This is a genomic window from Bacillus sp. N1(2025), from assembly GCF_053470005.1.
The window spans coordinates 112,994-138,289 of sequence record NZ_JBLTJB010000008.1; the positions used below are offsets into that span (position 1 = coordinate 112,994).

Sequence of the window (25,296 nt, forward strand, 5' to 3'; positions counted from 1 at the left end):
CATGACAGAAAATCAAAATCCGCTTGTTCTTGATAAAAATGAAGAGATTTCTGAACAAAAAGCAGATGACATCAGGGTGCAGCTGCGCCAAGACCCTGAGGTGCAGCGTATTTCGCAGCAGATTGATGTGAAAAACCAAATGGAGCTGCTGGAGTACGGAAAAGAACCGGCAGTTGAAATCTCGAAGTTCTCCGACCGCATCTTAAATATGATGAAAACAACAAGTGTCACGGATTCAGGCACAATGCTGACGCAGCTCGGAAAAATCATGGACCGTTTCGACAAAAATGATTTCGATGAACCAAAAGGATTTCTCGCTAAAATGTTCAAACGCGGCAACAGCATGATTGAAAAGATTTTTCAAAAGTACCGCACCCTGGGCGGAGAAATTGAAAAAATCCACGTCGAAATTTCAAAATACAAAGATGAAATGGCAAAGACGAACCATACGCTAGAAGAGATGTATGAAAACAACATTAACTACTACATGGAGCTTGAAAAGTATGTCGTTGCCGGGCAGATGAAGCTTGAGGAAATGCAGGCGCTCATTCCTTCTTATGAAGAAAAAGCGGCAGGCGGAAACCAGCTTGCGCAAATGCAGCTCGATACGCTTCGTGACGGGCTTCAGGCGCTTGAGGAACGTGTCTATGATTTAGATATGGCGCGGATGGTGGCGCTGCAAACGGCGCCGCAGATCCGCCTCCTTCAGCGCGGAAATACGAAGCTCATCGGGAAAATCAATTCCGCTTTCGTCATTACGATTCCGATTTTCAAAAACGGCATCATTCAGGCTGTCACAGTCAAACGGCAAAAGCTTGTGGCTGATTCAATGAGCGAGCTTGACCGCCGCACGAATGAAATGCTGAAGCGCAACGCTGAAAATATTTCAAACCAAAGCGTGGAGATTGCCCGTATGGCAGGCCGTCCGAGCATTGACATTGAGACGATTGAAACGTCTTGGAACACGATTGTCAGCGGTATGCAGGAAACGAAACAGATCGAAGAAGAGAACAGACGTATCAGAGAAGACGGCGCGAAACGGATTCAACAGCTTCAGGATAATATTAAAAACGCAGTCTTAAAGAATTAACACACACCCCGCTTGCTTACGGCAAGCGGGATTTTTTTGCGAAAAAAGATAATGACAATGTGTAAAGACAGGTGTAAACTTATACGGTAATCATTTTCGATTTGAGGTGCTGCTTATGAACAAACAACCTGCCGTCACTCCGCGAAAACTTCTGGCGATTGCCGGAATGGGCTGGCTGTTTGATGCGATGGATGTCGGAATTTTATCGTTTATTATCGCCGCGCTTCACACTGATTGGAATTTAACACCCGATCAAATGAAATGGATCGGAAGCGTCAATTCCATCGGTATGGCAGCGGGCGCCTTTGTATTCGGAATGCTGGCCGACAGGATCGGCCGGAAAAAAGTGTTTATGATCACGCTGTTATTCTTTTCTGTCGGAAGCGGCATATCCGCTTTCGCAACGGGATTGACGGTTTTTCTCATATTGCGTTTTCTGATCGGAATGGGGCTTGGCGGGGAACTGCCTGTCGCCTCGACGCTCGTGTCAGAAGCGTCCGCTCCCGAAAAGCGGGGACGGATCATCGTGCTGCTTGAGAGCTTTTGGGCCGCGGGCTGGCTTCTTGCGGCGGTGATTTCCTACTTTGTCATACCGTCATTCGGCTGGCAGGCCGCGCTGCTCTTAACGGCGCTGGCCGCATTTTATGCGCTGTACTTGCGGAAAAGCCTTCCGGAATCACCGGCGCATCAGGCATTGCCGCAGAAAAAAAGCATACGCGGGCAGGCGGGAAGTGTCTGGACGAAACCGTATATCCGGCCGACGGTGCTGCTGTCTGTCGTTTGGTTCTGCGTCGTCTTTTCATATTACGGCATGTTTTTATGGCTGCCGAGCGTGATGCTGATGAAAGGCTACAGCATGATTGAGAGCTTCGAATACGTCCTTCTGATGACACTTGCTCAGCTTCCCGGATATTTCTCTGCGGCGTGGCTGATCGAAAAAGCGGGGCGGAAGACCATCTTAGTCATCTATTTGCTCGGAACGGCGGGCAGCGCTTATTTCTTCGGTGCCGCGGATTCATTGGCCATGCTGCTCGCGGCCGGCATGCTGCTGTCCTTCTTCAATCTCGGCGCATGGGGCGTGCTTTACGCCTATACACCGGAGCAGTATCCTGCGGCGATCCGTGCGACCGGTTCCGGAACAACGGCGGCGGTCGGCAGAATCGGCGGCATTTTCGGTCCGCTTCTCGTCGGATCGCTTGCAGCCCGGAACGTTTCGTTTACAGCAATTTTCGCCGTCTTTTGTGCGGCCATCCTGATTGCCGTCATCACCATTATTATTCTCGGAAAAGAAACGAAACAGACAGAGCTTGCGCAATGAGCACCCTTTTGGGGTGCTTTTTTTAGTGAGCTGTCTGTTGGCAGACCTATATTTTTCCTTAAAATTCCTTATTTTCAGGAGGCGAAAACTTCTTTTTCTGGGACAATGTCGCAAAAAAATTCTTGTATTTGTAAAAAAAGGATAGGAAATCAGTTTGCAGCACATTCGATGGAAACGTTCTCAAGCCTGATAAAAGCCCGGTTTCCTTTATAATTTATCCTCAATAAGGAGGATTAGAGAGTATTTAGAAGCATACCAGAGGAAAATAAGACACAGGGATGTTTTTAAAGTAATGATACAAAATAAAAGGGATTATGATGTTTGTTTGACTTATTACAAACGTGTTACGGTATTAAAGATTGCTTATTATGGAGGGAAAATATGAATTTGGATGAGAAACCAATTAAGATAAAAGTCGAAAATGTATCTAAGGTTTTCGGAAAACAGACAAAAAAAGCCATTCAGATGCTGTCCAGCGGAAAAAACAAAAAAGAGATCCTGAAAGCGACCGGATCAACCGTTGGTGTCAATCAAGCAAACTTTGATGTATATGATGGGGAGATATTTGTCATCATGGGTCTATCGGGGAGCGGTAAATCAACTTTAGTTCGGCTGTTAAACCGGCTTATTGAACCGACTGCCGGGAATATTTATATTGATGGTGACATGATAACAAATATGTCAAAAGACCAGCTCCGGGAAGTGCGCCGGAAAAAAATCAGCATGGTCTTTCAAAAATTTGCACTGTTTCCGCACAGAACAATTCTTGAAAATACGGAATACGGCCTGGAGCTTCAAGGCGTCGACAAAAAAGAGCGTGAGCAAAAAGCGCTTGATTCGCTTAAACTTGTCGGTCTTGAAGGCTTTGAACACCAATTCCCAGATCAGCTCAGCGGAGGAATGCAGCAGCGTGTCGGACTTGCCCGCGCATTGACGAATGATCCTGACATTCTTCTGATGGATGAAGCTTTCAGTGCGCTTGATCCGCTGATCCGCAAAGACATGCAGGATGAGCTTTTAGACCTTCATGACTCTGTCGGCAAGACGATCATCTTCATCACGCATGATCTTGATGAAGCATTGCGCATCGGCGACAGAATCGTGCTGATGAAAGACGGTAACATCGTTCAGATCGGGACGCCTGAAGAAATTCTGATGAGCCCGTCCAATGAATACGTTGAGAAATTCGTTGAGGACGTTGATTTATCCAAAGTTCTGACAGCGGGCCACATCATGAAGCGCGCTGAAACCGTGCGGATTGACAAAGGGCCTCGTGTAGCGCTGCAGCTCATGAAGAATCTCGGTATTTCTTCTATTTACGCCGTTGATAAACAGAAACAGCTTCTCGGCGTCATTCACGCGGCGGATGCGAAAAAAGCGGTGGAATCCGACTTATCGCTTCAGGATATTTTAAATACTGAATTTACGACTGTGCACGAAAGCACGTACTTGACGGAAATTTTCGATGTCGTGTCTGATGCGAATATTCCGATCGCCGTCACGGACGATAAGGACCGCATGAAAGGCATTGTCGTGAAAGGCGCATTAATCGGCGCGCTTTCAGGAAATAACGATTATATAAATGTTGAAGATTCTGCTGAACAAGCTCAGGATTCTTCTGTTCAGGGGGTGAAGTAAATGGACAGATTGCCTAGAATTCCGTTAGCAGATATCGTTGACCGGTTTGTTGACTGGCTTACCATGACGTTCGGAGGTTTCTTTGACGGAATCTCAAACGGTTTGGCCGCTTTCGTAAACGCGATTGTGAGCGGTTTGGGTTTCATCCCGTCTATTTTATTGACTGTTATTTTTGCAGCTCTCGCTTGGTGGATCAGTACGAGAGGAATTGCACTCTTTACGTTAATCGGATTCCTTGTTATTGATTATTTGGGCTATTGGTCGCCGATGCTGCAAACGTTGGCGCTTGTCGTCACATCTGTTTTGATTTCCATTATTATCGGGGTTCCGATCGGCATATGGGCGTCTCAGAAAGAAACGGTCCGCCGCATTGTCACACCGATTCTGGATTTAATGCAGACCATGCCGGCTTTCGTATATCTGCTGCCTGCAATTTTCTTCTTTAATATCGGGGTTGTGCCAGGCGTCGTAGCATCTGTTATTTTCGCGATGCCTCCGACGATCCGCATGACGGTTCTCGGTATTAAACAAGTTCCGGCTGATTTGATCGAAGCGACGGAAGCATTCGGTTCAACGACGTCTCAGCGTCTGTTCAAGGTCCAGCTTCCGCTTGCCACAAAAACGATTCTTGCCGGTATTAACCAAAGCATCATGCTTGCTTTGTCAATGGTCGTTATCGCGGCCATGGTCGGTGCGCCGGGCCTCGGTTCTGAAGTATACAGCGCCGTGACACAGTTGAAAACCGGTGTCGGAGTGGAAGCGGGTATCGCGATCGTCATCGTAGCGATTACACTCGACCGTATCACGCAAAACATTAAAGTGAAGAAGAAGAGCAGGGGGAATGCCTGATGCTTAAGAAAATCATCGGTGTCGGCGTTACCGCTGCGCTGGCTCTTTCTTTGGCTGCCTGCGGTTCGCAGACTGATGGTAAGGCAACGGCTGCGGACCAGGTGAACAAAACCATTATCGGTATTGATCCGGGATCGGGGATCATGGCCCTGACGGATGAGGCCGTGAACGATTACGGATTGAAAGACTGGAATGTCGTCACGGCGTCAAGTGCTGCCATGACGGCGACATTGAAGAAATCATATGACCGGAAAAAGCCGATCATCGTAACGGGCTGGACGCCGCACTGGATGTTCTCCAGATACAAGCTGAAGTTCCTTGATGATCCGAAAAAAACGTACGGAACTGCCGAGCAGATTCATACGATTACAAGAACCGGCTTCAGTAAGGAACAGCCTAACGCGGCCAAAGTTCTCAGCCAGTTCAAATGGACGCAGGACGATATGGGAGAAGTCATGATTGCCGTTGAGGAAGGCGAAAAGCCGGCCAAAGCCGCTGCTGAATATGTGAAAAAACACAAAGATCAAGTAGCTCAATGGACAAAAGGCGCTCATAAAGTCAAAGGGGATAAAATCAACCTGGCTTATGTGGCGTGGGACAGTGAAATCGCAAGTACGAACGTGGTCGGAAAAGTATTTCAAGACCTCGGCTATGACGTGAAGCTGACGCAAGTGGAGGCAGGACCGATGTGGACTGCGATTGCGACAGGCAGCGCGGATGCGTCATTGTCTGCTTGGCTTCCGAATACCCATAAGGCATATGCGTCTAAATATAAAGGCAAATATGAAGATGTAGGAACGAGTCTGACAGGCGTCAAGATGGGTCTGGTCGTTCCTCAGTATATGAAAAACGTCAATTCAATTGAAGATTTGAAGAAGTAATGAAGAAAAGCAGCCCTGTAACGGGCTGCTTTTTTTTAAGCTTCAAACGATTTGAGGACGGCGGCCGTTAATATCTCAACGCCAGTAAAGATGGCGCTTCGGTCAAATGTCATATGCGGATGGTGAAGTCCCGGCTCCAGACCGCATCCCAGGCCGAGCATCGTCGTTTTCAAGTTCGGCACCTTTAACCCGTAAAAGTGAAAATCCTCTCCTCCGGTTGTCACAAGAGGTTCATCCACATGTTTTTCTCCGAGAATGCCGCTGATCGCAGATGCCATGATGGCTTCCGCCTCCTTGTTTCGCTCGGCTGCCGGGAGGCTGTGTTCTTTTTGTAGTTCAATTTTTGCGCCGAATGCGGCAGCAGCCGCTTCGCAGGCTCTTTCGGTTTCGGCGGTTAATTTCTCCATGGCGGCATTGGTCTGTGCGCGGAGATCAAGGCTGAACGATGCTTTTCCCGGAATGATATTGGAACTCTCTCCGCCTGCCTGAAGCTTTGTCATCTTCACGGAATGCGGGATGCCGGGATCAAGATGAATGAAGCTGAGTTTTTGGACGAGAAGAGCGGCGATTTCGATACTGTTAAGGCCGAGATGCGGTCTCGCGCCGTGGGCTTCTTCTCCGATAATCAGGCCGTCAATATGCTGGCTTGAGCCATGCAGAATGGACGGTGCGCATCGGCCGTTTGCCGTTTCCTGTACGGGGCGCACGTGCACGCCGTATAAGAAGTCAACATCATCCAGTACGCCTTTTTCAATCATTTTCAGCGCTCCGCCGCCTTTTTCTTCCGCCGGCTGAAAAATAAAGCGGATGGTGCCCTTCGGAAGTTTCGGCTGACTCTTTAAAAGCATCATCGTGCCGAGCGCCATCGTCATATGTGAATCATGTCCGCATGAATGGTTCGCCTGAAAGACACCGTCCACTTCCTGCCACAGCGCGTCAATATCCGCCCGGACAGCCACAACGGGCGAGCCTTCTCCGATTTCGCCGACAACACCGGTACAATCATCAAACGTGCGGGTCCGGCAGCCGGCCTCTTTCAGTTTTTCAGTCAGATATTCAGTTGTTTGATATTCTTTCCAGCTTACTTCGGGATTGGCGTGCAGGTGGTCAAAAATATCCATAATGACTTGCTTCTCATGCTCTGTGAGTCTGTTCATGCCGTAAGTCCTCCTTCAAAAGCTGTCTGTTTTTTATTTTTGATATTGAAAACAGGCAATCGGTCTGTATATAATATAGCACACATATCTGTATTTTCTGAATAGTTTATAAATTTAAACCAGGATGGTGATGGTATGGCTGTTCCCAAGGCCGAACCTGTATTGAAAAAGAAGAAATTGTTTGTGATGCCTGATGCTTATGTGCTGCTGTTCATTGCCGCTTTACTATGCGCGATAGCGTCGTACATCGTTCCCGCGGGGGAATTTGACAGGGTGACAAAGGGCAGTGTGACGTCCGCCGTCCCGGGAAGCTATCATTCTTTAGACCAGTCTCCTGTCAGCCCGATCGCTTTTTTTACCGCGATTCAGGAAGGGATGACAAGTTCCGCGCCGATTATTTTTTTAATCCTGTTTACGGGCGGCACCATTGCGATTTTGGAGAAAACGGGCGCCATCAATGGATTGATCAGTAATGTCATCAGTACGTTCCGCACAAAACAGCTGCTGTTTATTGCGATTGTCGGATCTCTATTTTCGATCCTCGGCACAACCGGCATCGTCGTTAATTCCGTGATCGGTTTTATTCCGATCGGCCTGATTGTCGCCCGTTCGCTGAAATGGGACGCCGTGGCCGGAGCGGCCGTCATTTATATCGGCTGTTATGCCGGGTTTAACGCGACGATTTTATCGCCTTCACCGCTCGGGTTATCACAAAGCATCGCGGAGCTGCCGCTGTTTTCCGGTATCGGCCTGCGGATTGCCGTCTACATTTGTTTTCTGTTATCATCTATTTTATATATTTATCGGTATACGAGAAAACTCAGAAAAGCAAAGGACGCCAGTCTGCTGGGGAACGATTGGTTTCCGGCGGCAGGTTCACTCCCGCAGGTTTCTGAGCCGGAGGACAAGCATGTCCCGTTTACCGTCCGCCATAAATTGATTCTGGCTGTCGCGGCTTTGTCGCTTGCCGGCTTTTTATACGGTGCGCTTACTCTTGGCTGGTCTGATTCAGAGATGGCCGCCGTGTTCATTTTTATCTCAATCGTGTCCGGCCTGATTGCGGGAATGGCGGCAAATGATGTCGCAAAAACATTTATTACAGGCTGTCAGGGGCTCGTTTACGGCGCGCTGATCGTCGGAATGGCGAGAAGCATTTCCGTTATCCTGGAACATGGAAAGCTGCTTGATACGGTAGTCAATGGACTTGCGTCACTGCTGCACGGTTTCAGCCCGATGGCAGGCGCAATCGGGATGTATATTTCCAGCGCCCTGCTTCATTTTCTGATTTCATCGGGCTCAGGGGAGGCGGTCGTATTTATTCCGATCTTGGCGCCGCTTGCCGATCTGATGGGCATCACGAGACAGGTCGCGGTTGAAGCGGTCATGCTCGGAGAAGGCGTCGTAAACTGTGTCAATCCGACTTCCGGCGTGCTGATGGCCGTACTGGCTGCCAGCGGCATTCCGTACGTAAAGTGGCTTCGCTTCATGATTCCGCTGGCGCTGATTTGGTTTGTCATCGGCCTCGTGTTTATTTGCATAGGCGTCCTGATCAATTGGGGTCCTTATTAATATTTTTGTCAATGATATTTCGGTTTATCATTATGAATCGGCAAGATATAATGGGAGTTGTAAGCCATTCTTAATAGTACGGGAGGAAGTCATGAATCAGCGTCGGAACGGACTTTCAAACGTGAATGGAAAGAGTGAGAGTGTGAAAGAGAAAGAACGAATGATTTGGTCAGAAGTCGGAATGCTTGTGGGCACACTGTCTTTGCTTGACATCATCGTACGCGGACTTGTTCTGAACTGTCCGTTTAGGGAATGGGCCGGAAGCTTGGCGGTTTTCTTCATTATAATTGTTTATTATTGCATCAGGGCGGGAGCGTCGGGAATGCTCATGCCGAGAATAGACACCAAAGAAGAACTGCAAAAGCGGGTGAAGCAGCAGCGGATAGATTCAATTGCGGTCACTTTTGCGGCAGCGGCGCTTACGATGTACGACAGGGGGTTTCCCCATACATTCTTTGCTTGGCTGAAAATGATCTTTCTTTTTATCGTCTGCGGAGGCATTCTGTTTCTGCTTCGGTATGTCATTGTGAAGCTGTCTTACAGAAGAGCGATAAAAGAAATAAAAAAGAAATCATCTTGATGGTGGTTTCTTTTTTTGTTTATAAGAGAAAAGTCTTTTAATTTGATAGGAATATAGATTTGAATTCACTCTGCCGCGTTGCTTTGATAGAGAGTGTGTGGTAAGTTCAAATGTAAGCGTTAACAGAATTATCCAGTCTTCACAACAATTGAAAGGAGGAAGCTGAAGAAAGAGTAAGAGGAATTTTTGACTCCGCAGTCAGTCTTCAAAAATCAAATAAGGAGTGTCAAAAATGTTTAAAAAACGATTCAAAACCTCTTTACTGCCGTTATTCGCCGGATTTTTATTGCTGTTTCATTTGGTTTTGTCAGGCCCGGCGGGTGCAAACGCTGAAACTGCAAACAAATCGAATGAGGTGACCGATTCATCGGTCAAAAACGGGACCATCCTTCATGCATGGAATTGGTCATTCAATACGTTAACACAAAATATGAAAGAGATTCGTGATGCGGGTTATGCAGCCATTCAGACGTCTCCGATTAACCAAGTAAAGGAAGGGAACCAAGGAGATAAAAGCATGTCGAACTGGTACTGGCTCTATCAGCCGACATCGTACCAAATCGGCAACCGTTACTTAGGCACTGAACAAGAATTTAAGGACATGTGTGCAGCCGCGGAAAAGTATGGCGTAAAAGTCATTGTCGATGCGGTTGTCAATCATACCACCAGCGATTATGGCGCGATTTCTGATGAGATTAAGCGTATTCCAAACTGGACCCATGGAAACACACAAATTAAAAATTGGTCGGACCGATGGGACATCACTCAAAATGCATTGCTTGGGCTGTATGATTGGAATACTCAGAATACTGAGGTGCAAGCCTACCTGAAAGGTTTCTTGGAAAGAGCATTGAATGACGGAGCAGACGGGTTCCGCTATGATGCCGCCAAGCATATAGAGCTTCCGGATGATGGGAATTACGGCAGCCAATTTTGGCCGAATATCACAAATACATCGGCGGAGTTCCAATACGGAGAAATCCTGCAAGACAGCGCGTCCAGAGATACTGCTTATGCGAATTATATGAATGTGACGGCTTCTAACTACGGGCATTCCATCAGATCCGCTTTAAAGAACCGTAATCTGAGTGTGTCGAATATCTCCCATTATGCATCTGACGTGTCTGCGGACAAGTTAGTCACATGGGTGGAATCACATGATACGTATGCCAATGATGATGAAGAGTCTACATGGATGAGTGATGACGATATTCGTTTAGGCTGGGCAGTGATTGGTTCGCGCTCAGGAAGCACGCCTCTTTTCTTTTCCAGGCCTGAGGGCGGAGGAAATGGTGTAAGATTTCCCGGAAAAAGTCAAATAGGAGATCGCGGGAGCGCCTTATTTAAAGATCAGGCGATCACTGCGGTCAATCAATTTCACAATGAAATGGCCGGGCAGCCTGAGGAACTCTCAAATCCGAATGGCAACAATCAAATATTTATGAATCAGCGCGGCTCAAAAGGCGTTGTGCTGGCAAATGCAGGATCATCTTCTGTCACCATCAATACTTCAACGAAATTGCCTGACGGCAGGTATGATAATAGGGCCGGCGCCGGTTCATTTCAAGTAGCGAACGGCAAACTGACAGGCACCATCAATGCCAGATCCGCGGCTGTCCTTTATCCTGACGATATTGGAAATGCGCCTCATGTCTTTCTTGAGAATTACCAAACAGAGGCAGTCCATTCTTTCAATGATCAGCTGACGGTCACCCTGCGTGCAAATGCGAAAACAGCAAAAGCCGTTTACCAAATCAATAATGGGCAGGAGACAGCATTTAAGGATGGAGACCGATTAACGATCGGGAAAGAAGATCCAATCGGCACGACATACAACGTCAAGTTAACCGGAACGAACGGCGAGGGTGCATCGAGAACCCAAGAATACACGTTTGTCAAAAAAGACCCGTCCCAAACCAACATCATTGGCTATCAAAATCCGGATCATTGGGGCAATGTAAATGCTTATATATACAAACATGATGGAGGCGGGGCCATAGAATTAACCGGATCGTGGCCGGGGAAAGCCATGACTAAGAATGCAGATGGAATTTACACGCTGACGCTGCCTGCGAATGCGGATACGGCCGACGCCAAAGTGATTTTTAACAATGGCAGCGCCCAAGTGCCCGGACAGAACCATCCCGGCTTTGATTATGTGCAGAATGGTTTATATAACAACTCTGGTTTGAATGGTTATCTTCCGCATTAATGAATAGAGACATCATCACATCAAACCCTTGCTTCTGTTAGGAAATCAATCACGCTGAAAAGATGACAACATCCTAAAACGGTTCTGTTTTAGGATGTTGTCAACAATCTGGAAACCATCACCGGTATTTTTTTGTCCAAAAATCAAACTTTTCTCTTGCAAAAGTTTGTGAAGTGTTGCACAATATAAATGTGAAATACTTCACAAGGTAAAAACAGACACCACGAAACACTGGAGGATGAGCATACATGATGAACGAACGAGTGAACAAAGTAGCATTAATCGGAGCAGGTTTTGTTGGAAGCAGTTATGCATTTGCGTTAATTAACCAAGGGATCACAGATGAGCTTGTGATCATTGATGTAAATAGAGAAAAAGCCATGGGAGATGTCATGGATTTAAATCACGGAAAGGCATTTGCGCCTCATCCGGTCAAAACGTCTTACGGCACATATGAGGATTGCAAGGATGCCGATATCGTGTGCATCTGTGCAGGGGCCAATCAAAAACCGGGCGAAACGAGACTTGAGCTGGTCGAAAAAAATCTCGCCATTTTTAAAAGCATTGTCGGTGAAGTAATGGCAAGCGGATTTGACGGCATCTTCCTCGTTGCCACAAACCCGGTCGACATTCTCACTTATGCGACATGGACATTCAGCGGGCTGCCGAAAGAACGCGTCATCGGCAGCGGCACGACACTGGATTCTGCGCGATTCCGTTATATGCTGAGTGAATACTTCGGAGCCGCTCCGCAAAACGTACACGCCCACATTATCGGCGAGCACGGCGATACCGAGCTTCCTGTATGGAGTCACGCCAATATCGGCGGAGTGCCGGTGCAGCAATTGCTGGAGAAAAATGCAGCTTACAAACAGGACGAGCTGGATCAGATCGTTGACGATGTGAAAAACGCGGCCTACCATATTATCGAGAAAAAAGGCGCGACATATTACGGAGTGGCGATGAGCCTCGCCCGCATCACAAAAGCGATTTTGCGTAATGAAAACAGCATTTTAACCGTCAGCACATATCTGGACGGCCAATACGGTGTAAACGACGTCTTTATCGGCGTTCCGGCCGTCGTCAATCGGAACGGCATCGCAGGTGTGACGGAACTTGAGCTGAATGAAACAGAACAGGCTCAATTCAGCCGCAGCGCAAACGTGCTGAAAGATATTCTCGCTCCGCATTTCGCAGAGTAAACAAAAAAGCAGTACATGACAAGCGCCATGTACTGCTTTTTTTAATTCGCTTTTTTCGCCATTTCCTGAGAGGTTTTTACTCTCGCTTTTCCCATAAACAAAATGGTAACGGCCGCAATGACGATCGGCGCCAGCGCAAGCGTAAATACATATGTGATGCTTTGCGACATGGCGTCAATAATGCGATCCAGAATGTACGGCGGAATATGAGCGCGCGTGCCGGCCTGGAAGATCTCCTGCGGATTTCCGATGTTCTGCATCGCGCCGCCCGCTCCTTTCATGCCGCTGAATGAATCTGTGAGCTTATTGGTAAACACATTCGTCTGGATGGTTCCGAAAATCGTCACACCGAGTGTCATGCCGAATGATCTCAAAAACGAGTTTGTTGAGTTGGCGCTTCCGCGGTAACGCGGCTCCAGATCGTTCATGGACGCGGCCGGCAGCAGTGAGAAGTTAAAGCCGACGCCGAATCCTGAGATCAGCATGAATACCGTCAGCATCGTACGCGCCGTATCCGGTGTCATATTGGAAAGCAGCAGCATTCCGATAAAGAAAGCGACCACGGAAATCAGCATTAAATTGCGGAACCGCACTTTCGTCTGGAAAATTCCGCCGATCATACTTCCGATAACAGAACCGATCATCATCGGCGTCAAAATAAAGCCCGCGCTTGTCGCGGTGCTTCCGTACACAGCCTGAACGAAGATCGGGATAAACACCGCTAAAATGACGAACGTGGCTCCGTAAAGGAACGCCAGAATCTGTGCCGTAGCAAATAAACGGTTTTTAAACATCCAAAATGAGATAATCGGTTCTTCCGCTTTTCTTTCCACAATAAAAAAGGCGATAAAGAACACGGCGAATACAGCGAACAGACCGATGATCTGCACGGAGTTCCAATCATACGTTTTTCCGCCGAGCTCAAGAGCGAACATCAGACCGACAATGGAAACCACCAGCGTGATTGCGCCGGCCCAGTCGATTTTCTGTTTCTTGTGTTCAAGGGACTCTTTATAATAACGCAGAATGAAAAACAATGATAAAATACCGATCGGCACGTTGATGTAAAACACCCAGTGCCAGCTGATGGAGTCGGTAATGAGCGCGCCTAAAAGCGGCCCGAGAACGCTGGACAGGCCGAAAACGGCACCGAACATGCCCGACATTTTTCCGCGTTTTTCCGGCGGAAATAAATCAAAAATGATCGTGAAGGCGATCGGCATCAGCGCGCCTCCGCCGATTCCCTGAATGACGCGGTAAATAATGAGCTGATCCATTGTTTGGGCGATTCCGCATAATGCAGATCCGATTAAGAAAAGAATAAGACCGAATAAAAAGAAACGTTTGCGTCCGTACATATCGGACAGTTTTCCGTAAATCGGCATACCGGCCATAACGGCTACCATGTATGATGCCGTCACCCACGCGAACTTATCGAAACTTCCGAGGTCCGCCACGATATTTCCCATCGCAGTGGCAACGATTGTATTATCCATAGCCGACATTAAAATGCCCAGCAAAAGACCGATGACGACAAACTTCGTCGAGGCGTCCTTCGTGGCTGTTTGTTCCATGCTTTTTCCTCCCATACTTACTTTTGATCATTAAATTTGCTATGATCATATTAGATTTGCCGAAAATTATCTTGATCGTCAAGATAAATTGATTTTATAGGGAGGCCTGTCAGTTGTCAACAAGAAATACCAGAAGCGAGACGGAGGAAACCGCCATACAGTTATTCCGGAAGATGGCCACAAGGACGATCCTTTTTCATCAGGCGGCCGCTCAATCTCTCGGTCTGTTTCCGACCGATTTGAAATCAGCTGATATCTTAAATGAAGCAGGCCCGATGACCGCAGGCGAGCTTGGGAAAAAAACCGGCCTCAGCACAGGTTCGGTAACGGCGCTCATTGACCGGCTCGAAAAAGCGGGATATGTCATGAGGAAAAAAGACCCCGAAGACAAACGGCGGGTGATCATCGTGCCGCTGACAGCAGGAAAAGCGAATGTGAAACAATTGTTCAGCTCCTTATCCCAGTCTACGATCAGCCTTTGCCGGCAATATAAAGAAGAAGAACTGCAGCTGATATTCGATTTTTTAGGAAAAGCGACGGACATGATGGAAGACGAGCTTGAGAAATTAAAATAATGTATCATAGCACGGCCCATTCATGAATAACTTGTACAAGTTGCATGAATGAGGGGGAAGCCAATGAACATCTTTTTAAGCTACATAGTTCTCGGGCTGTCATTGTCAGCACCTGTCGGACCGGTCAATGCGGCGCAAATTGACAAAGGCATCAAAAACGGCTTTTGGCATGCATGGATTTTCGGTCTTGGCGCCATGGCCGCGGACGGGCTGTATATGATTCTGATCTATTTCGGGCTGTCTCAATTTTTGACCGCTCCTTTTGTAAAAACGTTTTTGTGGCTCTTCGGTTTTTTCGTGCTGACCTATACGGGAGTCGAAACGTTAAAAAATATCAGGGAAGCCATGAATGTCAGAAGCGGAAAAGGAAAACCGGCTTTTTACAAAACATTCGGCGCGGGATTTTTTATTTCTCTTTCCAATCCGCTGAGCATTTTATTCTGGCTCGGCATATACGGGAGCATTCTCGCCAAAACCGCTGAATCCTTCGATGCAAATCAGCTTTTGATTTACAGCTCCGGCATTCTTCTCGGCATTTTGATCTGGGATTTCTGCATGGCGGTCGCCGCGAGCACTTTCAGAAATCTCCTTCATGAAAAAGCGCTCCGCTGGCTGACGGGAGCGGCGGGTGTGTCTTTAATCGTTTTCGGGTTTTATTTCGGATGGCAGGGGATTCAAATGCTCATCTCATAAATAGAAGAGTCACCCATCGCCTATCTCCGTCATAACGTATCATGACGATACTGGAGGTGGGCCGATGGCAAGCGGGCTGTACACAAAAAGTTGCCTTGAGGAAAAGTTATTGGATCTGCCAAATTGGCAGAGAATCGCTTTTGAGCTTCTATCAGAAAAAGTAGGCGATAAAGCGGATACGTTTCCGTGCATTCCCGGACGTCAGGGATTTTTGACAGATCAGCTCCGGATATCCTTTGCGGGTGATCCCCGCGAAGAGGGAACCCCGGAGGAAGTGGGGATGTTGCTGTCAGAGTACGGAAAGATCTCAAGGGATACCGGAAGATACGCGTCGCTGCTTGTGATTTTTGATACGCCTGAGGATTTAGCTGAGCATTATTCCATTGAGGCGTATGAAGAGCTGTTCTGGTCTTTTTTAAACCGGCTGAGCGGCTGCGACCCGAATGACTGGCCGGAAGATATGCCGGAAGACCCTGAACATTATAAATGGGAGTTCTGCTTTGACGGCGAGCCGTATTTTATTCTGTGCGCGACGCCTGCGCATGAAGCGAGACAAAGCAGAAGCTTCCCGTTTTTTATGCTGGCGTTTCAGCCGAGATGGATTTTCGAAGGATTAAATGATTCAACCGCGTTCGGACGAAACATGAGCCGGCTGATCAGAAAACGCTTAGAGGCGTATGATGAAGCCCCTCTTCATCCCCGATTGGGGTGGTACGGAGGAAAAGACAATTTCGAATGGAAGCAATATTTCCTCCGTGATGATGAGACGCAAGTGTCAAAGTGTCCCTTTTCTTATTTGAAAAGACTGTTTAAACCGACGAAATAAGCTATGATCCGGCAGGGCTGTGTCCCTGCTTTTTTTGTACGATCCATGTCACGATCGCAATGACGGCGAGAAAACAAAGGCTGACCAGAAAACCGGGCCGGCTCGATTTCTCAAACAGCGTCCCGGAGACGGCCGCGACGATCAGCATAAGGGCGATAACAATCTGTGCGGTTCCCATCTTTGTCGTTTCGAGCAGTTTCTTGCCCGAGAACAAAATGAACAGCCACGTATAAAGAAGCATGAGGCCCGCCGCGGTTGTCATGTGTTCATATATGTTTTTTGGCAGCACCAGTGACAGGATGATGGAGACGATGAGTCCGGCAAACGTCAATCCGAGCGCAGGCCAGCAGATTTTTTTGTTTTCCTTTAACCTGAAGCATTTCGGCGCATCCCCGTCATCGGCCATTGTACAAAGCAATGTCGTCACGGCAAACAGCGAGGCGACGAGCGTGGAAAATCCCGCAATAATAAAAATCCCGTTAAAAATATCAAGAATGATATCTAAATGAAAACCCTTCAGCGATGTAATAAACGGGCTGTCCTGTTCGGTGAATTTGCCCAGCGGCACTAACAGCAGCGCCAGGCCGAGAGAAATGACGTAAATGACCGCAAGTACGGCAAGCATCAGCCGGCCTGATTTTGAGGCTTCCTCCGGTTTTTTCAAGTGTACGGTCATCAGCCCCAAGACTTCAATTCCTCCGAAGGCGTAAAACGCATAAATCAGTCCCGTCCATAACCCCATCGCTCCGTGCGGGAACAAATCCTTTGATTCGTTCGGCACCTGCACATCCGGTTTATGAGAAAATATACCGCACAGCGCCAATATGGCGATCACGATAAACATAAAAATCGCCGCCGTCTTGACAACAGCGAGCACATTTTCCGTTTTTTGAAAAACGGACAGCCCCGTAAATATAATCAAAAGACCGAGCACCGCATAGATGGAGGCGAAAATCCAAAGCGGCACATTCGGAAACCAATGCTTCGTAAACAGCGAGATCGCTGTCAGCTGGCTTCCCGTGATCAGCATCTCGGACGACCAGTACACCCATCCGTTGCTGAAACCGGCCCAAGTGCCGAAAGCCTTTCTCGCATAAGCGCAAAAAGACCCCTTTTCGGGCTGTTTAGCCGAAAGCTTCGCAAGCTGCTCAAAGACAAAATAGGTGCCAAGCCCGGCAATAAGAAATGAGATCAGCGCGGAATATCCGCTTTTGACAATAGCAATGCTGGACCCGAGAAAAAAGCCCGTCCCGATTGTGCAGCCGACGCCGATTAAGGAGAGCTGCCACCAAGCGAGATTTCCTTTAGGCTGGTCCTGTGATTTACTCATGAAGTTCAACCCCTTTATCAAAGCTTAGATTGCAGCCGTCAGAAGGGGAATATACATCCAATAAATTGCTTTACATGAAACAAACGGCCGGAGTTCATAATAGAAGAAAAAAAGGAGCAGTCTGATGACACAGCAATTTATCGTACCGCCGAAAAAAGGGCTTGGTCTAAAGGTTCACAAAGGGCAGATTATAAAAGTTGTCGATGTGGAAGGACAGCAGGTGGCTGACTTCACGGCGTATCATGCCAAGGACTTTTATGAACATCTTGATCAGGGCGCGACGATTGATGCCAACCAGTCCATTCATGTAAAAACGGGTGATCATATTTATTCAAATTTATACAAGCCGATGCTGACGCTGATTGAGGACACAGTCGGCAAGCATGACCTGCTGCTTCCCGCCTGCCGTCCGGATATGAACAGGCTTTTATACGGAAAGCATAAAGACGAGCTCCAGGATACGTGCTATGACAATATGAGCGGGGCGCTTGAGCCGTTCGGGGTGCCGCGGCCGCATATGCATTACCCATTTGCCATCTTTATGAACACGGTGCTCGATGAGAAGGGGAACTTATCAGTCGAAACGCCTCTTTCTGACGCGGGTGATTATGTACGGCTCCGTGCGGAAATGGATCTCCTCGTCGCGTTTTCATCCTGTCCGATCGAAAAAGGAAAATGCAACGGAGACAGCATCACGGCGCTGCGGGTGGAAATCAGCTGATCCCGGTGTATTTGATTCACTTAAAATCCGCACCTGTGCTATATTTAACAGAGAGTCGTACATAGTGGCATGATTCATTTTCAGCATGAACGGGAAATGAATCATAAAGAAACAATGCAGGAGGAGTGATTGGGATGAGCATCCAGAAACAAATTATGAATGATCTCCATGTAAAGCCCTCAATTGATCCGAAACAAGAAATTGAGGACAGAGTGAACTTTCTGAAACAATATTTGAAAAAAACAGGTGCCAAAGGCTTTGTGCTCGGCATCAGCGGGGGGCAGGATTCCACGCTTGCGGGACGCCTCGCCCAATTGGCAGCTGAAAGCATCAGAGAAGAAGGCGGAAACGCGGAATTTATCGCCGTCCGCCTTCCGCACGGCACACAGCAGGATGAGGATGACGCCCAAATGGCGCTCAAATTCATTAAGCCTGATAAATCTTGGACGTTTGATATTAAGTCCGCTGTCAGCGCGTTCGCCGATCAGTACAAAAAAGACACGGGCGATCAGCTGTCTGACTTTAACAAAGGAAATGTAAAGGCCAGAATGAGAATGATCGCTCAATATGCCATTGGCGGACAAGAGGGGCTGCTTGTCATCGGAACCGACCATGCGGCCGAGGCGGTGACAGGTTTCTTCACGAAATACGGTGACGGCGGAGCTGATCTGCTGCCGCTGACCGGATTAACGAAACGCCAGGGCAGACGTTTATTAGAAGAGCTCGGCGCGCCGGAACGCCTGTATTTGAAATTACCGACGGCCGATCTGCTTGATGAAAAACCGCAGCAGACTGATGAGACCGAACTCGGCATCACATACAATGACATTGATGATTATTTAGAAGGCAAGGACGTTTCTTCCGAAGTGATTGAGGCGCTGGAAAAACGCTACCTCAGTACGGAGCATAAGCGCCAGGTGCCGGCATCAATGTTTGATGATTGGTGGAAATAGAATGAAAAAACCTCCCTTTTGAAAGGGAGGTTTTTGTTTATCTCATTTTTATTTATCTACACTTTCATAAATCCCTACCCAATACCCTTTGCTGCTGTCATAGTATTTGCTTTTGAAAATCCACTTTGTTCCATCTAAAACGAAAGAAGCAGCGAAGTTGCCGTTAGGGCTTTGAACGAGTTTGATGGCATTAATGCCTGCATCTGCTTTCGTTGAGATTGGGCTATTTTCCACGGATGCTGTTGGTGATGCGGCAAAGGCAGGAGCGGCAGACATCAGTAAGGCAAGAGACAGCGCAGAACCGGTTAACACTTTTTTGAATTTCATTTCGAGCACTCCCTTTTCAAATGAAATGTATTACAGTGTTAATAATTAGATGATTATCCATAAAATACCTTCTATGTTTCTAAAATTTTTTTCTTCATTTGAAAAAAATTCCTTAAGAGGGACTTTTTGTTTATTGACCCATTTGCATGGGTCAGGAACATGTTTTCAAAACGTTTTTTTATTTGATGCGGATATGATTCAGCTTCACCATCAATCTGTCGGTGAATCTTCGAAGGCTGCCTCTCGAATCAGGCTCAAGAGGCAGATTTGCTTGGGCAGCGATCGTTTCTGCGACCTGCTGAATAGACATTTGGTCTGTATGGAGATGTTCTGTGAAGAGGCTATGAGACAGGCTGTTGATGCAGCGGTCGATTTGTTTTGCGGCCCAGGAGTTTTTTCCTTCCGCTCGGGTGCGCAGGCGTTTCAGCAATGTTTCCTTTGAAGCCAGCAGGGTAAAGTGGTGAATGGTCCGGCCATCCTGTCTCAGCCTGCTGATCATGTCATGGAAGTATTGATCGTTCGTAATGGTCATGGGCACAATGATGATGCCCTGATATGTATCTGACAAATAGGAAAGCATGCTGTAATTGAATTCCCGCCACAGAGGGTAGCTTTGAAAGTCATCTTCAGCGATATCCGGCGGTATCATCGAACGCATCGCAAACCCCATCTTTTCAGGATCATATACGTAAGACGGTTTCAGTCTTCTGTGCAGTTCAAACGCTGTTTGTGTTTTTCCGGAACCGAAAGCCCCATTTATCCAAATGATCATCATGTATCCCCCTTTTTCTATATGATACAAAAAAAGACCCTTCGATCGAAGAGTCAGCAGGAAAAAACAGACGTATATTCGCGGAGCGATTCCTTTATATGCGTAAAGGCATGTTCTCCAAAATACTCAAGAGAAACAAAACCGTCATATTGTCTGTTCATCAGCTCTTTTAAAAATGCTTTTTGATCGAGATCTCCTTGAAAAATCGGAGTTGGCTTGCTGAGATACCAGTTGTCAAAATTCCAGTGATAGTTTTTCAGATGAATGTGGCTGACGGTATGATACAGTTTTTCTAAAGCGGGCATTTGGTCAACGTGATTGACGTGTAGGTTGGAGCCGTCAAAAATGGTGCGGACCCGCGGATGTCCGACACCCTCCAAAAATGCCAGCGCCGCCTCCGGTGTATCCGCGTACGTGTCGTAATGAATCTCAAGCCCGATATCGACTTCATAGTCATCTGCGAGCCGTGCCGCCTGCTGAAATTGATCAACCGCACGCTGCCACTTTTCCGGTGACGTCCGATGCGAAGGAAGATTGCCGGCAAAGACTCTGATCAAGGGACTGTGCAGCTGTCGTGCCGCGCTTAATGCCCTTTGAACATCCTTTAACGCCTGCCTTTCATCCTGAGTGGCGAAGTCAGTGTACAAACTGATGGCAGGCACCCCGATGCCTTCCTCCTGAAGCTGCTGATCAAGCCTGTCGAGCGGGCCGATTTCCTCTATATATTGTTTAGCATGTCCGTACCACAGTTCGATTCCCTCAAAGGAGTGCTCCTTCGCGAAAGAAATGATGTCGAGAATATGCTTTTTTTTAAAACCTGTCGTGCAAAAACTCAGTTTCATCGGTAATCCTCCCGTAACTGTCTATCATATGTGTACTTTTTCCCCGGGTGCGATGCGGATAAACAGGTGAAAAGGGCAGACACTTTTTTATAAGCGGGGTGTGTCTGCATCAGGTCAGTGCGGCACACAAATTGTTTAGCGCTTTTTTGCGTCAAAGTATTAAATAATTGACCGAAGTGTTGTACAATTAATTTCATTCGAGTAAGGGGGGAGAAGCCATTGAAAAATGAAACGGAGCTGACGGACTTCAGTCCCGTCCGCAATAAACCGACTCGCGCTCGTTATGTGATACTGATTCTTTTGTTTTTTATCACTGCGATTAATTATATAGACCGTGCCAGTGTATCCATCGCCGCCCCGTCCATTCAGACATCGCTGAACATAAGCCCCGCGCTTTTGGGCGTCGTCTTTTCCGCATTCAGCTGGACTTATACGGGAATGCAGATTCCCGGCGGGCTCATTTTGGACAAATTCGGGTCAAAACGGACGTACGGCGTTTCTTTATTGATCTGGTCGGTTTTCACCGGAGTGCAGGCTTTTGCGGCCAGTTTCGGATTTTTATTCGGCTGCCGCCTGATTATCGGGCTGGCTGAATCGCCTGCGTTTCCGGCAAACAACCGGATTGTCACGACATGGTTTCCAAGGCGGGAACGCGCCTTTGCGACGGGTGCTTATACGGCGGGAGAATATGTGGGGCTGGCGTTCGCCACACCGGTTTTATTCTGGGTGTTAACGGCATTTGACTGGCGCGCCGTCTTTATTTCCTCAGGGGTGCTCGGGCTTGTTTTCTCCATTTTCTGGTTCAAAATGTATCACGAGCCGAATCGGTGCCGGAAAGTGAACCGGGAAGAGCTTGATTATATTAGAGAAGGCGGCGGACTGACAGAGGTGTCAGAATCAGCCGGCAGGATCACGTGGCCGGATTTCGTCCAGCTTCTTAAATACCGCAAGCTTGTCGGCTTGTATATCGGCCAATTCGCCGTAGCCTCCACGCTGTTCTTCTTTTTGACATGGTTTCCGACTTATCTGGCGGAGGCAAAGCACATGGCTTTCTTAAAAGTCGGCTTCGCCGCATCAATTCCGTATATCGCCGCCTTTTTCGGCGTATTGTTCGGCGGATATTGGTCTGACGGAATGATGAAACGGGGCGTCTCGGTGAACGTTGCCCGGAAAACGCCCGTCATCCTCGGTCTTCTGCTGACAGGCTCCATCGTGCTCGCGAATGTTACGGATTCTGCTCCTGCGGTTTTGACGATCTTATCCATTGCTTCTTTTGCGCAGGGCATGTCCAATATTTCCTGGACGATGCTGAGTGAGGTGGCGCCAAGCGAAACAATCGGATTGGCAGGAGGCGTGTTTAACTTTTTCGCCAATATGGCCGGTATTATCACCCCGCTTATCATCGGGTTTATCGTTTCTGCGACCGGTTCATATAACGGAGCGATTCTGTTTGTCGGCGCTGTCGCATTTATCGGGGCTTTTTCTTATATTTTCATTGTCGGAAAGGTGGAACGCATTACGCTCCGATAGAAAGAAAAACTCATCTCTTCTTATAAAGGATGGGTTTTCTTTCATTGCATTATCTCTATATTTCAATATTGAGTTATCATATAATAAACATAACTTTTTCATTTCTTAGGAGGATTTCGCCGAAGATGAACGCAAAACGTGCCATTCCCGTAAGAGAAAGAAATATCGTACTGATCGGATTCATGGGTGTCGGAAAGACAACAATCGGCCAGCTGGTCGCTAAGAAATTATACAGAGACTTCATTGATATTGATCTGCAGATTGAGAAAGATTTCAATATGTCCATCCCTGAAATGTTTGAGAAAAAAGGTGAAGCCTTTTTCCGTCAGACTGAAAAGGACTATATATTAGATATCTGCCGCAATACGAAATTCAAGATCGTGTCTCTTGGGGGCGGTTCGTTTAAACAAGAGGAAATCAGACAGTGCTGCCTTGAAAACTGTCTCGTGCTCCATCTTGATTTATCATGGGAGAATTGGAAGCAGCGGGCTGATCTGCTGATTGAAAGCCGTCCCGTTCTGCATAACCGTTCCATGGATGAAATGCAGCAGCTCTTTAACGAGCGCCAAAGCATCTATGATAAACATAATTCAAAAGTGGCGACGGATAATCTGGAACCGGAAGAAATAGCCGATTATATCGTAGAAACGTTAAAAATCGGCTGGGACCTGTATCAGCCGATGTAAAAAGAGCCGTGACGCTGTGAGCGCACGGCTTTTTTGTTTTTAAACAAACGTTTATTAAAATGTTTAGAAAATGAGTGTAAAATCGTGTTAAGATAGAGTCAGAAAATTAAATCTTATAAAACAAAGGAGAATAATCGGATATGCAATTATACGACTTGCCGCTCGACCAACTGCAAACCTATAAACCAAATAAAACCGCTCCTCATGACTTTTCGGATTTTTGGGCATCATCATTACATGAGCTTGCAAAGGAAGAGGCAAAGCCTGAATTGAAGGCTGAAAGCTACCCGGCTGACGGCGTGAAAGTATTCCGGCTGACATACCGTAGCTTCGGCAAGGCGGAAATTGAGGGATGGTACGCCGTTCCCGACCGGCAAGGACCGCATCCGGCCATCGTGAAATATCACGGCTATAACGCGAGCTATGACGGGGATATACATGACATCGTAAATTGGGCGCTTCACGGATATGCCGCGTTCGGCATGCTTGTCCGCGGTCAGCACAGCAGCACAGATACAAGCGTCTCACCGCACGGACACGTTCCCGGCTGGATGACGAAAGGGATTTTAGATAAAGATACATATTATTACCGCGGCGTGTACTTAGACGCCGTCCGGGCTTTGGAAGTCATCAGCGGCTTTGATGAAGTGGATGAAACGAGGATCGCCGTCATCGGCGGGAGCCAGGGAGGCGGCCTTTCAATCGCCGCGGCGGCACTATCTGACATTCCGAGAGCGGTTGCGGCCGATTATCCTTATTTAAGTAATTTTGAGCGGGCCATTGATGTCGCCCTTGATGAGCCGTATCTTGAGATTAACTCCTTTTTCAGAAAGAACGGCAGCCCTGAAACGGAGAAGGCCGCGATGAATACACTGGCCTATTTTGATATCATGAATCTGGCGGACCGCGTAAAAGTTCCGGTGCTCATGTCCATCGGGTTGATTGACCGCGTGACCCCGCCGTCGACGGTGTTTGCCGCTTACAATCATCTGGAAACGGAAAAAGAATTGAAGGTTTACCGGTATTTCGGACATGAATACATACCTTCTTTCCATACGGAAAAGCTGGCCTTTCTGAAAGCGCATCTGAAAGGCTGACAGCAGCGAAAAGCCCAAGTAATTGGGCTTTTTTCAGGAATGATCACGGAAAAGGACGGATACAGATGGAACAAAGGATCATCGAAGAATTAAAACGAATTGAAGCACAGCACGGCGTCAAGGTGCTTTACGCCGTAGAATCAGGGAGCCGCGCATGGGGATTTCCGTCAAGCGACAGCGACTACGATGTACGGTTTCTCTATGTGCCGAAAAAAGAATGGTACTTTTCGATCGAACCGCATAGGGATGTCATAGAAGAGCCGATTCATGACATGCTTGACATCAGCGGGTGGGAACTGAGAAAAGCGCTTAGGCTTTTTAAAAAATCAAATCCGCCTCTTTTGGAATGGCTCTCTTCGGAGATGATCTATTATGAAGCTTTCTCAGTGGCTGAAAAGCTTCGAAAACTGAAAATCCGCGCCTTTTCGCCTGAAGCCGGCATCTATCATTATCTCAATATGGCAAAACGGAATGAAAAAACGGAACTGCGGGGCAGTGAAGTGAAGATTAAAAAGTATTTTTACGTTCTGCGTCCTCTCCTTGCCTGCAGATGGATTGAAACATTCGGCTCCGTACCGCCGATGTCATTTCCCGTACTGGCCGATGCCTTATTGACGGATGAAGCGCTCATTTCTGAAATCAATACACTGCTTACAAGGAAAAAAAGCGGTCAGGAGCTGGCTCCGGAACCGAGAAATACGATCATTCATGCATTTATAGAAGAAGAAATAGAACGCATCGGGCACTATGTCAAAACGATCAAAACGCCGAAACCTGACATAACGGAGGAATTGAATCGGCTATTGATTCAGACCGTCGAAGAGGCGTGGGGGGAAAAAGGCGGAAATTGACGATTGCCGTCATTTCCGTCCGC

Annotated in this window: 24 protein-coding genes; 18 read left to right on the forward strand and 6 right to left on the reverse strand. The window is 47.5% G+C overall.

Annotated elements, in window-relative coordinates:
• Window position 1: 1 nt before the first annotated feature.
• The 5 genes from ACNFN4_RS16950 to ACNFN4_RS16970 all read left to right on the forward strand — a co-directional run bounded on the left by ACNFN4_RS16950 (window position 2) and on the right by ACNFN4_RS16970 (window position 5,776).
• Window positions 2–1,090: a toxic anion resistance protein gene (locus tag ACNFN4_RS16950; protein WP_007609246.1), complete on the forward strand. Its 1,089-nt coding sequence runs from the start codon at window positions 2–4 to the stop codon at window positions 1,088–1,090.
• Between the two features lie 115 nt (window positions 1,091–1,205).
• Entirely contained in the window at window positions 1,206–2,408 is a 1,203-nt protein-coding gene (locus ACNFN4_RS16955; RefSeq protein WP_137988013.1) for an MFS transporter, read from the forward strand.
• A gap of 381 nt (window positions 2,409–2,789) precedes the next feature.
• Entirely contained in the window at window positions 2,790–4,046 is a 1,257-nt protein-coding gene (gene opuAA, locus ACNFN4_RS16960; RefSeq protein ID WP_003156640.1) for a glycine/proline betaine ABC transporter ATP-binding protein OpuAA, read from the forward strand.
• A complete protein-coding gene (opuAB, locus tag ACNFN4_RS16965) occupies window positions 4,047–4,895 on the forward strand; it encodes a glycine/proline betaine ABC transporter permease subunit OpuAB (RefSeq protein ID WP_003156639.1) in 849 nt (282 codons plus the stop codon).
• On the forward strand, window positions 4,895–5,776 hold the full coding sequence (locus ACNFN4_RS16970; RefSeq protein WP_014416846.1) for a glycine betaine ABC transporter substrate-binding protein: 882 nt from the start codon (window positions 4,895–4,897) through the stop codon (window positions 5,774–5,776). The genes opuAB and ACNFN4_RS16970 overlap by 1 nt, the downstream gene beginning before the upstream one ends.
• A gap of 35 nt (window positions 5,777–5,811) precedes the next feature.
• Here ACNFN4_RS16970 and ACNFN4_RS16975 read toward each other — a convergent pair whose 3' ends face one another.
• Window positions 5,812–6,933 (reverse strand): M20 peptidase aminoacylase family protein, encoded by a 1,122-nt coding sequence (locus ACNFN4_RS16975; RefSeq protein ID WP_128496421.1) that lies wholly within the window; start codon window positions 6,931–6,933, stop codon window positions 5,812–5,814.
• Between the two features lie 135 nt (window positions 6,934–7,068).
• On the opposite strand from ACNFN4_RS16975, the gene ACNFN4_RS16980 reads away from it, so the two are divergent.
• From ACNFN4_RS16980 to ACNFN4_RS16995, 4 genes are all read left to right on the forward strand, one after another.
• Entirely contained in the window at window positions 7,069–8,502 is a 1,434-nt protein-coding gene (locus ACNFN4_RS16980) for a YfcC family protein (RefSeq protein WP_029973923.1), read from the forward strand.
• A 91-nt stretch (window positions 8,503–8,593) separates the two neighbouring features.
• A complete protein-coding gene (locus ACNFN4_RS16985; protein ID WP_029973922.1) occupies window positions 8,594–9,082 on the forward strand; it encodes a DUF6773 family protein in 489 nt (162 codons plus the stop codon).
• 232 nt (window positions 9,083–9,314) lie between these two features.
• Entirely contained in the window at window positions 9,315–11,294 is a 1,980-nt protein-coding gene (amyE, locus tag ACNFN4_RS16990; RefSeq protein WP_352436794.1) for an alpha-amylase, read from the forward strand.
• Between the two features lie 248 nt (window positions 11,295–11,542).
• A complete protein-coding gene (locus ACNFN4_RS16995; protein ID WP_014416851.1) occupies window positions 11,543–12,496 on the forward strand; it encodes an L-lactate dehydrogenase in 954 nt (317 codons plus the stop codon).
• Between the two features lie 41 nt (window positions 12,497–12,537).
• Here ACNFN4_RS16995 and ACNFN4_RS17000 read toward each other — a convergent pair whose 3' ends face one another.
• On the reverse strand, window positions 12,538–14,070 hold the full coding sequence (locus tag ACNFN4_RS17000; RefSeq protein ID WP_448200333.1) for an MDR family MFS transporter: 1,533 nt from the start codon (window positions 14,068–14,070) through the stop codon (window positions 12,538–12,540).
• A gap of 113 nt (window positions 14,071–14,183) precedes the next feature.
• Here ACNFN4_RS17000 and ACNFN4_RS17005 point away from each other — a divergent pair, with 113 nt between their 5' ends.
• The 3 genes from ACNFN4_RS17005 (at window position 14,184) to ACNFN4_RS17015 (ending at window position 16,164) form a co-directional block, all read left to right on the forward strand.
• Window positions 14,184–14,645, forward strand: a complete 462-nt coding sequence (locus tag ACNFN4_RS17005) for a MarR family transcriptional regulator (protein ID WP_032872770.1) — start codon at window positions 14,184–14,186, stop codon at window positions 14,643–14,645.
• Between the two features lie 63 nt (window positions 14,646–14,708).
• Complete coding sequence (locus tag ACNFN4_RS17010) at window positions 14,709–15,338, forward strand: LysE family translocator (RefSeq protein WP_007409057.1); 630 nt, start codon at window positions 14,709–14,711, stop codon at window positions 15,336–15,338.
• Window positions 15,339–15,402: 64 nt separating this feature from the next.
• Window positions 15,403–16,164: a YqcI/YcgG family protein gene (locus ACNFN4_RS17015; protein ID WP_265988126.1), complete on the forward strand. Its 762-nt coding sequence runs from the start codon at window positions 15,403–15,405 to the stop codon at window positions 16,162–16,164.
• A gap of 1 nt (window position 16,165) precedes the next feature.
• Here the strand turns inward: ACNFN4_RS17015 and ACNFN4_RS17020 are convergent, their stop codons facing one another.
• A complete protein-coding gene (locus ACNFN4_RS17020; RefSeq protein ID WP_448200334.1) occupies window positions 16,166–17,494 on the reverse strand; it encodes an amino acid permease in 1,329 nt (442 codons plus the stop codon).
• A gap of 124 nt (window positions 17,495–17,618) precedes the next feature.
• On the opposite strand from ACNFN4_RS17020, the gene ACNFN4_RS17025 reads away from it, so the two are divergent.
• Together ACNFN4_RS17025 and nadE are read left to right on the forward strand one after the other, a co-directional pair.
• Complete coding sequence (locus ACNFN4_RS17025; protein ID WP_014416855.1) at window positions 17,619–18,215, forward strand: DUF1989 domain-containing protein; 597 nt, start codon at window positions 17,619–17,621, stop codon at window positions 18,213–18,215.
• Between the two features lie 134 nt (window positions 18,216–18,349).
• Entirely contained in the window at window positions 18,350–19,168 is an 819-nt protein-coding gene (gene nadE, locus ACNFN4_RS17030) for an ammonia-dependent NAD(+) synthetase (RefSeq protein WP_014416856.1), read from the forward strand.
• Window positions 19,169–19,216: 48 nt separating this feature from the next.
• Here the strand turns inward: nadE and ACNFN4_RS17035 are convergent, their stop codons facing one another.
• The 3 genes from ACNFN4_RS17035 to ACNFN4_RS17045 all read right to left on the reverse strand — a co-directional run bounded on the left by ACNFN4_RS17035 (window position 19,217) and on the right by ACNFN4_RS17045 (window position 21,109).
• Window positions 19,217–19,495 (reverse strand): antimicrobial peptide LCI, encoded by a 279-nt coding sequence (locus ACNFN4_RS17035; protein ID WP_007609269.1) that lies wholly within the window; start codon window positions 19,493–19,495, stop codon window positions 19,217–19,219.
• Between the two features lie 178 nt (window positions 19,496–19,673).
• Window positions 19,674–20,267 (reverse strand): tunicamycin resistance ATP-binding TmrB, encoded by a 594-nt coding sequence (gene tmrB / locus ACNFN4_RS17040; protein WP_061861825.1) that lies wholly within the window; start codon window positions 20,265–20,267, stop codon window positions 19,674–19,676.
• A gap of 53 nt (window positions 20,268–20,320) precedes the next feature.
• The gene (locus ACNFN4_RS17045; protein WP_448200335.1) at window positions 20,321–21,109 is read right to left on the reverse strand and encodes a sugar phosphate isomerase/epimerase family protein; all 789 of its coding nucleotides are present in this window, start codon (window positions 21,107–21,109) and stop codon (window positions 20,321–20,323) included.
• A 219-nt stretch (window positions 21,110–21,328) separates the two neighbouring features.
• Here ACNFN4_RS17045 and ACNFN4_RS17050 point away from each other — a divergent pair, with 219 nt between their 5' ends.
• The 4 genes from ACNFN4_RS17050 (at window position 21,329) to ACNFN4_RS17065 (ending at window position 25,273) form a co-directional block, all read left to right on the forward strand.
• On the forward strand, window positions 21,329–22,639 hold the full coding sequence (locus ACNFN4_RS17050) for an MFS transporter (RefSeq protein WP_007609271.1): 1,311 nt from the start codon (window positions 21,329–21,331) through the stop codon (window positions 22,637–22,639).
• 125 nt (window positions 22,640–22,764) lie between these two features.
• The gene (locus ACNFN4_RS17055; protein ID WP_003156609.1) at window positions 22,765–23,325 is read left to right on the forward strand and encodes a shikimate kinase; all 561 of its coding nucleotides are present in this window, start codon (window positions 22,765–22,767) and stop codon (window positions 23,323–23,325) included.
• A gap of 140 nt (window positions 23,326–23,465) precedes the next feature.
• Window positions 23,466–24,422 carry a cephalosporin C deacetylase gene (cah, locus tag ACNFN4_RS17060; protein ID WP_007409374.1) on the forward strand — a complete coding sequence of 319 codons (957 nt, stop codon included), beginning with the start codon at window positions 23,466–23,468 and terminating at the stop codon, window positions 24,420–24,422.
• A 65-nt stretch (window positions 24,423–24,487) separates the two neighbouring features.
• Window positions 24,488–25,273, forward strand: coding sequence for a nucleotidyltransferase domain-containing protein (locus ACNFN4_RS17065; RefSeq protein WP_448200336.1), 786 nt, complete (start codon window positions 24,488–24,490; stop codon window positions 25,271–25,273).
• Window positions 25,274–25,296 lie beyond the last annotated feature (23 nt).